Origin of the sequence: uncultured Lamprocystis sp., from assembly GCF_903933125.1 — a bacterium.
GTDB lineage: Bacteria > Pseudomonadota > Gammaproteobacteria > Chromatiales > Chromatiaceae > Thiodictyon.
Genome location: NZ_CAIZIZ010000046.1, coordinates 16,500 through 29,985 on the forward strand (window position 1 = coordinate 16,500; position 13,486 = coordinate 29,985).

General features: G+C 59.9%; 6 protein-coding genes. 4 read left to right on the forward strand and 2 right to left on the reverse strand.

Translation table 11 applies throughout. The annotated features are described in order from the left end of the window. The first annotated feature begins 151 nt into the window (after positions 1-151). The 3 genes from parC to QZY03_RS02075 all read left to right on the forward strand — a co-directional run bounded on the left by parC (position 152) and on the right by QZY03_RS02075 (position 9,507). The gene (gene parC / locus QZY03_RS02065) at positions 152-2,401 is read left to right on the forward strand and encodes a DNA topoisomerase IV subunit A (RefSeq protein ID WP_295577768.1); all 2,250 of its coding nucleotides are present in this window, start codon (positions 152-154) and stop codon (positions 2,399-2,401) included. 847 nt (positions 2,402-3,248) lie between these two features. Next, positions 3,249-8,357 (forward strand): RHS repeat-associated core domain-containing protein, encoded by a 5,109-nt coding sequence (locus QZY03_RS02070; RefSeq protein WP_295577770.1) that lies wholly within the window; start codon positions 3,249-3,251, stop codon positions 8,355-8,357. Positions 8,358-8,970: 613 nt separating this feature from the next. After that, positions 8,971-9,507 carry an RHS repeat domain-containing protein gene (locus QZY03_RS02075; RefSeq protein WP_295577772.1) on the forward strand — a complete coding sequence of 179 codons (537 nt, stop codon included), beginning with the start codon at positions 8,971-8,973 and terminating at the stop codon, positions 9,505-9,507. A 127-nt stretch (positions 9,508-9,634) separates the two neighbouring features. Here the strand turns inward: QZY03_RS02075 and QZY03_RS02080 are convergent, their stop codons facing one another. After that, on the reverse strand, positions 9,635-12,268 hold the full coding sequence (locus tag QZY03_RS02080) for a DNA phosphorothioation-associated putative methyltransferase (RefSeq protein WP_295577774.1): 2,634 nt from the start codon (positions 12,266-12,268) through the stop codon (positions 9,635-9,637). After that, positions 12,265-13,287 (reverse strand): nuclease-related domain-containing protein, encoded by a 1,023-nt coding sequence (locus tag QZY03_RS02085; RefSeq protein WP_295577776.1) that lies wholly within the window; start codon positions 13,285-13,287, stop codon positions 12,265-12,267. Before QZY03_RS02085 ends, QZY03_RS02080 begins: the two co-directional genes overlap by 4 nt. A 41-nt stretch (positions 13,288-13,328) precedes the next feature. On the opposite strand from QZY03_RS02085, the gene QZY03_RS02090 reads away from it, so the two are divergent. Next, the gene (locus tag QZY03_RS02090) at positions 13,329-13,451 is read left to right on the forward strand and encodes a hypothetical protein (RefSeq protein WP_295577779.1); all 123 of its coding nucleotides are present in this window, start codon (positions 13,329-13,331) and stop codon (positions 13,449-13,451) included. Positions 13,452-13,486: the final 35 nt, after the last annotated feature.

Below are 13,486 nucleotides of genomic sequence, written 5' to 3' on the forward strand. Positions count from 1 at the left end.
GACTCGGCACGGCGGTCGCGCGCGCCGCATCCACCAGAGGTCGCGCGGCGCCGCCCAAATTTGGAATTGCTGTACCGCACCCGTCCCCCTTGGTCTGCACCGCCGGTTCCTGCATGATGCGCGGTTATCTTCCGCGGACCGGACTGCTTCGATGACGGATCTACGTCTCTACAACGCCGAGGGCCTGGAACACCAGCCGCTCGCGACCTTCACTGAAAAGGCGTACCTGGACTACTCCATGTACGTGATCCTCGACCGCGCCCTGCCCTACGTGGCCGACGGGCTCAAGCCGGTGCAGCGGCGCATCCTTTACGCCATGTCGGAGCTGGGGCTCTCGGCGGCGGCCAAGTTCAAGAAATCGGCGCGCACCGTGGGCGACGTGCTGGGCAAGTTCCATCCCCACGGGGATACCGCCTGCTACGAGGCCATGGTGCTGATGGCTCAGCCGTTCAGCTACCGCTACCCCTTGATCGACGGCCAGGGCAACTGGGGGTCGCCCGATAACCCCAAGTCGTTCGCCGCCATGCGCTACACCGAGTCGCGCCTGACACCCTACGCGGAATTGCTGCTCGGCGAACTGGATCAGGGCACGGTCGACTGGCAACCCAACTTCGACGGGACCCTGGAGGAGCCCAAGCTGCTGCCGGCGCGCCTGCCCAACCTGCTGCTCAACGGCACCACCGGCATCGCGGTCGGCATGGCGACGGACATCCCCTCGCACAACCTGCGCGAGGTGGCGCGGGCCTGTATCCACCTGCTGGACCACCCGCAGGCCACGGTCGAGGACCTGTTCGTCCACTGTCCGGGGCCGGATTTCGCGACCGCGGGCGAGATCATCACGCCCCCCGATGAGCTGCTGAAGATCTATCAGACCGGCAACGGCAGCCTGCGCCAGCGCGCCGTCTATGAGGTCGAGCAGGGCGAGATCATCATCACCGCCCTGCCCTATCAGGTCTCGGGTGAGCGGCTGATGGAACAGATCGCCGCGCAGTTCAACGCCAAGAAGCTGCCGATGATCGAGGACTTCCGCGACGAGTCGGATCACGAGTTCCCGACCCGGCTGGTGATCGTCCCGCGCTCCAACCGGGTCGACCTGGAGCGGCTGATGTCGCATCTCTTCGCCACCACCGACCTGGAGCGCAGTTACCGCGTCAACCTCAACATGATCGCCGGCGACGGCCGGCCGCGGGTCATGAACCTCAAGGAGATTCTCGCCGAGTGGCTGAGCTTCCGCACCGCCACGGTGCGGCGGCGCCTCGAACACCGACTGGGCAAGGTTCTGGACCGCCTGCACCTGTTGGACGGCCTGCTGATCGCGTATCTCAACATCGACGAGGTGATCCGCATCATCCGCACCGAGGATGAGCCCAAACCAGTGCTGATCGCGCGCTTTGCCCTCAGCGACGCTCAGGCCGAGTACGTGCTGAACACCCGGTTACGGCAACTGGCGCGGCTGGAGGAGATGAAAATCCGCGGCGAGCAGGCCGAACTGGCCGCGGAACGCGATCACCTGCAGGCGCTGCTGGGAGATGCGGCGCTGCTCACCCGGCTGATCCGCGATGAGATCACCGCCGATGCCGAGAAATACGGCGATGCCCGCCGCTCGCCCCTGGTCGCCCGCACCGCCGCGAGCGCACTCGACGAGACCGAGGTGACCCCGAGCGAACCGGTGACCGTCGTTCTGTCCGAAAAGGGCTGGGTGCGCGCCGCCAAGGGGCACGAGGTCGATCCCGTCGGGTTGAGTTACCGCTCCGGTGACCAGTTCCTCGCGGCGGCCCGGCTGCGCAGCAACCAGACGGCCGTCTTCCTCGACTCCACCGGCCGCAGCTATTCGCTGCCGGCCCATACCCTGCCGTCGGCGCGAGGTCAGGGCGAACCACTCACCGGACGGCTGGACCCGCCCAAGGGGGCCAGCTTCGTCGCCGTGCTGGGCGAGTCCGCCGCGACCCAACTGCTGCTCGCCAGCGATGCCGGATACGGATTCATCGTGCGCATGGAAGAACTCTACGCCAAGGGCAAGGCCGGCAAAGCGGTGCTCAGCCTGCCCGCGGGAGCCCTGGTGCTGCCGCCGCTGCCGCTGCCCGACCTGGCGGGCGCGCGGCTGGCCGCCGTCAGCCAGAGTGGCCATCTGCTGGTCTTCCCGGTGTCCGACCTGCCCGAGATGCCGCGCGGCAAAGGCAATAAAATCATTAGCCTCCCCGCCGCCAAAGGCGCCGAGACGCAAGATCGGGTGGCCGCGCTCGCGGTAGTGCGCGCCGGCGGCAGCCTGGTCATCCTCTCCGGCAAGCGCACCTTCACCCTCAAGCCGGCCGATCTGGATGTCTATCAGGGCGAGCGCGGCCGCCGCGGCAAGCCGCTGCCGCGGGGGTTCCAGCGGGTGGAGGGGCTGCAGACGGAGTGAACCTGTGCGGTGCCGGCCCTTGCGCTGAAGTCCAGGGCTTCAGCGGAAACCGGATAGGGGTCGGGACGGCGTGCGCCGCCCCTTCCTCCGAACCGCGCGTGCAGGTGGCCATCACCGGAGACCTGGGATTCGCCGGCCGCAAGAACCAGTACACCCTGACGCAAGCCTGGCTGGGAGGATGTCTGACTCGTCCTCACCACAGACCAGGCCGCAACACCTCCACCGTTATGTCTACTCAGCCTCCGGCAAATCCACCGGCAACCACAACGACGCAACGCCAAGCAACTGGACATTAGGAATTTTGTGACCGACGTCACAGAACAGAAATACACTTTCCGGTTTACAGAAAATTCAGTCTGTATCGTCTACTATGTCTGCTGGTTACACACGCAAAGCAGACCATTGATGTTGGCATTGGGGGTTGAGGCGCAGTGGAATCGAAAACCGAATGTCCGTTCCACTGGATCTCAGACGTTAAGACCCGGGCCATCCCCACGCAAAGACAGCTGAGTTCCCTATCCGTCTTGCCGGTGTTGACGCCGGCCAGCCGGGTAATCGTTGGTACCGATGCGGCTTGCGCCCGGATGCCTCGCTCACTCTCTACTGGAAAACGCGAATTCGATCATGTTCAATAACAACTCACAGTTTTATTTTTTGGTATTCTGCATAGGTTAAATGAGATAAAGCTTGGCGCTCCATTTCTACAAGGACTGATATTCGAACTAGGAGTGCGCCATAAACTATATATGGCTTCTCAAATTGTGACTTGTGACTCTAGCAAGCATTGCACCATAAACCATATTTTTTAATAAAACTACTGGGCTTCTCACAATAAACGTAAACGCAGATGAAAACATTCACAACGACTTCGTTGATTCTCATGATGCTTCTAGCGGCAAGCAATACTGCCTTTGCCGATCTTAACGCCGGCCTAGTGGCTCATTATCAATTTAATGGGAATGCAAATGATGAAAGTGGAAATGGCAATCATGGATCAACAAAAGGTGGAGCATGGGTTAATACCCCATCTGGACAAGGTATATTATTATATGACGGTCAAAGTAACTGGGTTACTTTAAAAAATGGAAATGGTTTCTCACAGATACCTAAACCTTTTGATGCTGTTACAATTGCTTCAGTTATCAAGCTAACAAGAGGAGATACATACATTTATAGTAGCCAAACTGATGATGGTTGGTTTTACTTTACATTACACATGGACAAAATTTCGTTAGGTTATTTTTATAACTGGGGGGCTTATAATGGACTGAACGTACCTATTCCAGAGAACTTTGATTTCGGTCAATTTCATCACATCGTCGGTATTTTAGAAAGAGGAAAGATCAGTATTTACATTGATTCTAATTTACTTGAGTCTTCTTCTTTTCCTAATTATCAACCTCTTAGTTGGTCTGGAACCGCTAATTGTACAAGCGGTATAAAAGTAGGAGGCTCAGGATGTACTCAAAATGGCACAGATATTCCTGAGTGGAAAAGTAGTAGCGACAGAATAACAACTATAGATGATTTGCGCATCTATAACCGCGCCCTCTCAGCAGCAGAAGTGAGAGAACTTTATTCTACCATCAGCAACTTTGTAGTAGGCGAGGGAACTATCCCCGAAACCGGCCTGAGATTCACCGTCACCTTGTCGGAGCCGCTGCCGGACGGTTACGGCGTCTTCGTGAACTTCGACGATCAGCAGGGTGGGTGGTTTGAAGCCGATCAAGACGGCTGGCATTTGGCGCTGGAAGACCAGAGCAACAATGTCTATGCCGCCGATTATGTTCTCGACAAACCCGGCTTGCGTTCCTTTCGAGCCGGAGTTTTTCGATTGAATGGTGCAGGCAGGAGCGACGACACCCTGGTGGGAAGCTATACCGCACCGCAAACCTGTACCCTGGCGTCCTGCCTGGCAGCGGTGGCCCTTCCCAGTGGATATGGGGACCCGGCCGTCACCGGCGGCGGTAGTGAATTGTTCAAGCAGGTGGATGTCAGCAACGGCAACTACCATCTGGCGGCTACCGACATGAGCGTCGATGGCAAAGGCCCGGCATTCGCGTTCAGCCGTGCCTATAACGCGTTGGCACTTGGACCCTGGACCTTTGCCTACGAGGCAAAAGCCACCTTCGTGGCCGGCAGTTATCAGCGTCAAGTGACCATCGGTCCGCGCGAAGACGGGCACACGCAGTTTTTCTATAAGGATATGGACAATCTCTGGTACACGCTCAACCCCGGCAACTTCGACCGACTGATCGAAGACCCGGACGGCAGTTTCGTCCTTTATACCCAGGGAAACCGTCTGTATCGCTTTGCCTCTCCGGTTTCCACCGAGGCGGGGCGTCTGAAGAGCATCGACGACCGCGTCGACAACGTCTTGACCTTCCACTACAGCGCCAGCGGCAACTACCTGGTCGGTGCCACCGATGCGAACGGGCGAGGATATGCCATCACCCGCTACGCGAATCATCGCATTCAGCGCGTCACCGATTTTTCCGGCCGCTTTGTGGAATACACCTACGATGCCAATGGCATGATCACCGATGTGCGTAACATGCGCGGTGATCATCATCGGTATACCTATGTCGGCGCGACGGGGGATGACCGTTACCGCCTGGCGAGCATTATCGATCCCCGCGGTCATGAGCAAATGACCATCGACTATGCCCTGGTTTCCTTTACGGCCTTTGGCAAGAACGATACCCAAGGGCGCGTGGTACGGCTGACGGATGGCGCCGATGCTGTGACCGCGTTCTCCTATCCCTTTATCGATACCGTCGGCTCGCCGTTTTACCTCAGGGAAACCACTGCAATCCGGCAGCCCGCGGTGAATGGCGTCAATAGCAACGTGGCCTTCATCCTGGACAACCAGCGCACCCGTGTCGAGAAGCGTTTGGATATCGTCAATGCCGCCGAATATGTGAGGACTCAAGGGTATAAGGCTCTGCAAGACCGTCAGCATGTGGCGGAAACCGCATTGGTCGAACAAGTTATAGATCCAAAAGGCCATAGCACCGACATCAGTTACGACGGCAGCGCCCGCAACCGCCCGGCGACGGTCACGGATGCTGATGAGAACCAATACCTGGCGAGCTATCAGGCCATTCCCGATACGTACAACTTGAGCGTGCTCGCCTCGGCTCAGCAACCGGGCGTGCCGGCCAGCCAGTTCGGCGAATTTAGCCGCACCGGTCAGGCGGGTCGCACCACCGATCCAAGTGGCTACATCACCAGCCGGCTTTTCGACACCGACAACGATTGGATGACCGAGCAAACCAATCCGCTCAACAACACCACGCGTTATGACCACGATGATTTTGGCCATGTCACGAACATCACCGAGCCGCTGAATCGGCAAACTCAGCGCATCTATGACAACGCCGACGACGACACCAAACTTGGACGCTTGAGCGAGGAGATCTCGCCGTCCGGCCTGCGCACCACTTACACCTATGATGCGCACGGCAATGTCCTGACCAAGACCGAACGGGCACCTGGCATCGATAACACCACCCATTTCGAGTACGACGCAAGCGACAATCTGCTGTCGACCACCGATCCGCGCCGTCATCGCACAGACTATGTCTACGACGCGCTCAACCGCAAGACAGAGGAACGCTACGTGGTTGGCGGGGTGCCGCATCTGCGCAGCTACACCTATGACGCCATGGGGCGCCTGGCGACCGTGACGAACGAGCGCGGGAAACCGACGACAACCCACTACGATGCTCGCGGTCAGGTCACCGACAAGATCAATGCGCTGAACGAGACCACGACCTATACCTATGACCCCAACGGCAATGTAGCGACGGTCACCGATGGCGGCGGCCACAAGCTAACCTACGCCTACGATGCCCTCAATCGCAAGACGCAGCAGCTAGATGATAAAGGCAATGAACAAGTCTGGGCCTATTATCCCAACGGACAGGTCAGATCCCATCGCGACGCCCGCAACAATGTGACGGATTACAGCTATGACGCCTCGGGCCATCTGACCGAGACCCGGCAAGATGAGCAGGTGACCCGCTCTACCTACGATGGCAACGGGAATCTGCTGACGGTCACCGATCCCGCAGAACATACCACCATCTATACATATGATGAACTGAATCAGCGCGTATCGACAACCTTGCACGATGGACAGCAATGGGTCTATGAATACGATGTTGCCGGCAACCGGATCAGTGAGACGACACCCAACGGAGAGCAGACCCGGCAACGCTTCGATGCGCTAGGACGGGTCACCCAGCGCACCGAGATAGCCACCAATCAAAGCATCACCCGTCAAATCGATTATACCTACGACCCCAACGGCAATGTCACCAGTGTGACCAGCGGCGGCAAGACCATCGCTTACACCTATGACGAAATCAACCGTATCGCCAGTGTCACCGACCAAAGCGGCCAGACCCTGCGTTATGCCTACGACCTGGCCGGCAACCGCAGCCGCTTGACCTATCCGGGCAACAAGACCGTCAGCTACAGCTATGACGATGCCGACCGCCTACACAGCCTGACCGATTGGCTCAACAACACGACGCGCTACACCCGTAATGGGGCTGGGCAGGTCACTGACATCCTCAATGGCAACGCCACCAAGTCCCATCTTGAATACGACGACGCGGGACGCCTGGTTCAACTGCAAAACCTTCAGGCCAATAACAGCGTCATCAGCACCCATGTTTTGACCCTGGACGCTGCCGGCAATATTACCGAGGCGACGGTCGATCTGCCGCTCATGCCGACCTTGCCGGCTGGCATTGACTTCATGACGTACGACAACACCAACCGGCTCAGGACGGCGCCGGGCACGACCTACACGCATGACGATTCTGGTCGGATCATCGAGGAAGACGCCAATGGTGTGAAAACGAGCTATCAATTCGATATCCAGGATCACATCAGCCGGATCACGCGCGGCGCGACGACCTTGAGCCAGTACGCCTATGACCTGAACGACAACCGCATCAGTCAGATTCAAAGCGGTGTCGAGACCCGCTATGTCATCGACCCCTTGGCATCTTTACCCAATGTGGTCGCCGAGACCACGGCGCAGGGCGCGATCAGCCGCTATTACATTTATGGCGAAGGTCTGGTGTCGCAAATCGATGCAGCAGGAACCAGTCATTATTACCACTTCGACCCGACCGGGCATACCCTGGCCCTGACCGATGCCAGTGGCAATGTGACCGATCGCTATGCCTATACGCCCTATGGGCATACGACGAGCCAGGGCAGCACTCCGAATCCGTTCCGGTTTGTCGGCAAGCATGGCGTGATGGATGATGGCAATGGACTGCATTACATGCGGGCGCGGTATTATAAGGAAGATATTATGCGGTTTGTGAGTTTGGATGCGTTATCTGGGGATATACTGACGCCACAGGCTTTGAATCGGTATGCGTATACGTTGGGGAATCCGATTGCAAATGTGGACCCAAGTGGTTATTTGAGCAAAATAGAGAAGGATTATTTCATGGATAAGCTAGCTGGTAAAGCGATAGATTTTGCTTCCTACGCAACAAAAGAATTTTGTGAAAAAGCTATGGATAAAGGGGTATTCTCAAGAGACGAATATGATCGCTGCGTTCATGCACTGGATTCAGTTGACAATTTGGGCTGTATATCTAACCCAGTTGATTACATTTTTTCCGTTTCCGATGCGTTTATTTCAGGGAATGGAGTTTCTGACGGTACTATCGAGTGCACATTAGCCAGTGAGTTTTCCGGAGAAGATTATGAGTCATGCAAAAGGGGTTTTTCCGACTTAAATGGCGTTATGAAAAGTAACATAATAAGTGCTTTCAATAGAGTAGAAAGCGAAGCCAGTGGTGATCAGAAAACATCTCTAAAAGTAGTCCACTATGGAGCGAGAGTCGTCAACACAATCATGAGTATTACCTCATTAACTGGTCGTTTTTTGAACGACTTATTCTCTGTTAAGCAGGCCTATTGATTTTCAAATTTTTCCACTTCCGATAGCAAGGTAGGATGGGTAGAACGGTCACGCGATGACGTTGATGATTTGCACTGAAACCGATTGGCCGTGAAACCCATCGTCCACAGCAAGGTAAGATGGGTAGGGATTCGGTGGGTTTCGCTTCGCTCTACCCACCCTACGTGATGGCGATCATGTGACGGCGGATGGCGTGTCTCGATTGGATAAGGGCGACTGGTGCAACTCCGGGGTGTCGCGTGGAGGATGGTTCGGAGAGATGAATGTCACGGTATCCGCGGGCGGTGGTTGCGGCTGGTACCTGCTACTTGACGGTGTTGATCTACCCGCGCCAGCGGTTTCCGACGAATGCAGAACGACGGCAATAACTACGTGAGGCAATCGAATGGATAGGTGGCGCAGGTGGTCGATTGGCCGTTTTCGACCTTTTACCGCGACGTAACCGCGGAGCTGTTTCCCATGGATTGGGGCGGGACGCGGGAATCTCTTGATGATATCGGTATCGCTGGCAGTACCCGGCGCGCGTAGCCACAAACGATATGCCCACCCAATCCCGGGTTGGCACCAAGAGTGCGCCTTGCACGCATGGCCACCCGCCACTGGAGCAAACTGAATGAATCTGAACAAGATCGGGGCCACAACGCTTGCAGGACTGCTGGCGTTACTGCTTCCCCAACTGCCCTACGCCGGAACGCTCAGCTATCGCTACGACGCGCTCAACCGTCTGGTCCAAGTGGCTTATTCCAACGGTCGAGGCATCGACTATGCTTACGATGCCGCCGGCAACCTCACCGGAACCGTCGTGACCGGCGAGCCCGAGCCCGAGCCCGATAACGATCACGACGGCATCCCCGATGCGACCGATCCGGATGACGACAACGACGGTGTCGCGGACGCCCAGGATGCCTTCCCGCTCGACCCCGGCGAACAGCTCGACACCGACCACGACGGCATCGGCAACAATGCCGACACCGACGATGACGCGGATGGCAAAGCCGACGGCGCGGACAACTGCCCGCTCGTTGCCAATCGCGATCAGGCGGACGGGGATCATGATGGAATCGGTAACGCCTGCGATCCTGACTACCTGCAGTTCTGCTGGGACTGCATGCCAAGCCGCGGGGGCTGGCGGGCAATCCTGAATCAGTAGCTTTCTCGTTGCAACTCGACGCCGACGGCAGCCGCAGCGAGACCGCCGGCGATCTGCTGGACGGCTGGACGCCCCCGCTCTGGTTGATGGACCAAGCAGGTCGCTGGGGTGTCATGCGGCGCCAGAATCAACCCGCTCCAGTGAGTTCCCCCGCCTTCACCACCCGCGGTACCAGCCGCCCATTCGCGGTCGGCACCATCCGCACCACCTGGCGACTGTGTTCCGGTCCGAAGCTCACATGGATCGGCTGGTCGGCGCCATAGAAATAAAGGCGGTCGAAGGGGGTGTTCTGCGCCAGCCAGCGGGCGACCTCGGCCATGTCCTCGTCCTCCACGAGAAAATCCACCGCGGCGCCCTGACGCGAACAGATAGGTTTTCCCAGGCGGTTGTGCTCGTGGGCGGCGTGCTGATCGAGCCGGGGATCGATGCGGCCGGTGATCTCACGGGCCAGTTCCGGCGAGCAAAAACCGTAGGTCAAACGGATCATGCCGAACCAATCGATGACCGGGTCGAGCACCTGCTCGGCCAAATCCTGCAAGGCGTCGAAGCTGTCCATCCGGCGCGGAAGATTGGGCAGCCCGGTGCGGCCTTGGGTCTCGCCGCATTCGATCAATTGGCGGAAGGTCAGGAAGCGCCCGCACGGCGCATCCAGGTCCGGACCGGTGTCCGGTCGGCGCAGGTCGAAACCATCGATCACCCAACGGCGGCGGGCCAGGATCTCATCGAACTTCGCGGCACTCGGACCGTATCCCGACAGGTCGCACAGCGCCAGCGTATCCAGTGTCTCCTCGAAGGCCGCCTGCTCCGGGTAGTGTGGGAACTCCTCGTTGATATAGCGCGACTTGTGATACAGATAGGGCGCCGGGTAACCGGTACTGTCCCCATAGAGAAAGAAATCGATGTCCTGTTCGCGCAACCGAATCTTCACGCGTTCGAGCAGGCGCGGCAATGGCGACGTGACGAAGGCGTCATAGCGCAGCAGGCTCAGCTTGCCCGAGCCGATATGGATCTTGACCAGGTCCGCGTCGCGGTAGTCGCCGTAGAGCACGGCCGCACAGCCAACGTAGACCCGCAGCAGCGGCGCCAATTGCTCGACCGACGCGACATGGAGTTGCAGCGACTCGCCCGGCTCCAGCCAACCCAGACCGCGCGCCGCGGCCTCCTGACAGGCGTCGGCAATGGCCTGGGTATCGCGGATCGTGAACAGCAGTGCGAGCGCCGCCTGCTGCGCGGCCCCATAATCACCGAACAGGATCTTGATGTTGCGCTGCAAGCCAGGCTCCAGATGCTTGTAGGGACGGCGCCGCTCGAACTGATTGAGCGCCAGATAGACCAGCAAGTCCGCCCGCCGCGCCGCCTCGGCGCGCGCCAAGAGGTCCGGATCCTGTTGACCGGCGAGGAAGCGCAGCGCCTTGGCGAGCGTACCGAATTCCTCGATGAGCGCGGGCAGATCCGCCCCGACCTCGTCCGGCTCCGGCGGGCGCCCCAGTTCCAGCCACCGGCTCCACAGCCGATCCAGCAGCTCCCGATGCGCCGCGTAGCGTTCGGCCAACCGGTCAGGGGCCGGTTGGGGCAGGCGCTCCGCGTTGCGCTCCGGCCGCGGCGGGCGGGGCCGCGCCGGGATCAATGACAGCGGGCTGCGTCGACTGCGATAACGCTCGATCAGAAAGCGCTGCTCCGCGTCCTTGTCCCGAAACACGAAGAGCACCCCCGGAGCCACCGGGATCGGCTCCTCGTCCAGCGCCTGGGTCAGATAGGCGCGAATCTCCGTCTGGGTGTAATAGCGCTGGAAGGTCCCGCGCCGGGTCAGGACCCCGTCGGCGAAGCCGGTTCCGCGGGGAGCGTTCTGATTGGCCAGCATCACCGCGACCACCAGGAGGGTTTCAGTCAGCAACCACGCACTGGTCAAGGCCTCCAGGCGCTCCTCGCGATCCTCGATCACATTGATGACGAACCCGAGATTGACCAGCGGCGCCGGGCGCAGCGGTTGCTCCGGGGCGTAAAAGGGGTCCCACCCGGCCGCCTGCAGGCCGTTCGCCGTCAGGGCACGCACGTCATCGCCGCGCCCGCAGCCGTAATCGAAGAGAGCCAGACGCCCATCCAGAAAGCCGTGGCGGGCGAGCGCCTGGATCGGTGCCGACAGGCCGTAGCGCACCAGTGCGGTCAGTTGGCGGGCCGCCTGCCAACCCCCGCCCTGACCATCGGGCACCGGAGCCTCACTGACTGGCGGGCCGTCGGCAGCCAACCCCTCGACCGTCTGGTCGTCGTCTCCCTCATCGTTACCCACCGGCAGCAGGGCCAGTCCGTCGATGCGATAGCCCCGTTCCCGCACCAGATCCAACCACTGGCGCCGGTAGCCGATGCGCGTCGGCTGGTCGAAAAGCCCGATCGACTCGCAAGCCAGCGTCAGCGCCGCTGAGTCCTCCCGCCGCGGGTGATCGGCCGGCAACAGGAGTTCCTTTCGGTGCAGGATCGGCGGATTCTGCGAATCGGCATAGGTCCGGTAACCAACGGTGCCGGCATTGAGATCCACCAGCCAACTCGTCGCCAGGGCCGGGAAAGCCTCATCGAAAAAGGTCGGATAGTTGAGCAGCGCGATCTGTCCCCCGGCCAGATCGCACCGCACGACATTGAAATCCTCCGCCCGACGGACCCCGGCGCGGCACTCCGCCTCCGCGACCCAGGCGGCTAATTCGGCGCCCGCCGTCTCCAGACAACTGATGTGCAGATAGGTGCGTTGAGCAACGGTTTTGCCGATCATGGGGTTGTACTCGTAGGCTCGGGCGTCGGCTTGCCGCAGACCCGGTCACGCCGGCCGCGGTTCGCCGCGCTATTGTCGACCAGGACTGCCGCGATGGCACTGTTGCAGTCGACACGGTCAGCGTTCGGTTGACTGGACAACGCCAAGGGAGCAGGCGTCGATGGCTGTGGCGCCGTGGCGACTTGCCGTGGGAGATGGCCGACAACCGCCGTCGGCGGAACGCTTACCGCGGGTGCGCCGCCGACAACCGCCGTCGGCAACGCCTGGACCGGTAGTGTCACCCTGCTGCTTGGCCGCAGGGCGAGCACTGCCAGCGACAGGACCGAGAGCAGCAGCATAACCCAAGCGGCGCGTCTGCCGCGATCCGGCCCCCGCCGCTCACGAATCGCGTCCAAGTGGGCTTTCCGTGCCTCCTGACTCTGATCGGCACGCCCCTTCAACCGTTCCCAGGCGGCGCGCAACGCAGCGGAAGGCGGTGCATCACCGAGCTTATCGCGCAGATCCCGACGCAGGTCGCGCAGGCTGGAGACACCATCCGGCTTCCCTTTCGGAAAACGGGCACTATCGGTGAACACCACCCACCCAAGGACCGGAACACCCGGCACCAATGCCTTGACTGCCTGGGTATGGAGATAGTTCTGCCGCACCGGGTTCTGGAAGCGGAAGCTCTGACGCCCCAGCCGCTGAGTCCACTGCGCCTCGCCCTCCTGCCCGAAGATCGACCCACGGTAATTCTTGGTTTCGACGACCACCAGACCGGCACCCGTCAGAACCACATGATCGACCTGGGTCAAACCGCCGCGACCGTCCGGAAAGATGACATCATGCAGACACTCGGTTCCAAAGCGCTCCAGCACTGCCCCGACCCGCCGCTCGCCCAAGATCCCCCGCAGCTTCGGCAGCAGCAAAGACCGGAGGGCCACCAGGAGCAGCACGAGCGGGATCATCCACAGCGCCCAATCGGTGACGAGCGTCGTGATGGGCGCGAGGGCGGCGGCAAGCGGATCGGGACTGGACACACGCGTTTCCTTCGGTCTGACGTGAGCGGTATAATACACGAATGGAAGTCACAGAACTCAAGCCCGGCGTCATCATCCGCGGTGCCGTCATCCCCGAGCCGATCCCGGTCGTCGCGGTCATTCCCGAGCGGGACGGGGTTTGCAACCCAATGCCATTAAGTTAAGCGCCGACGGCGCGGCTTCTCGTTCCCACGCTCCG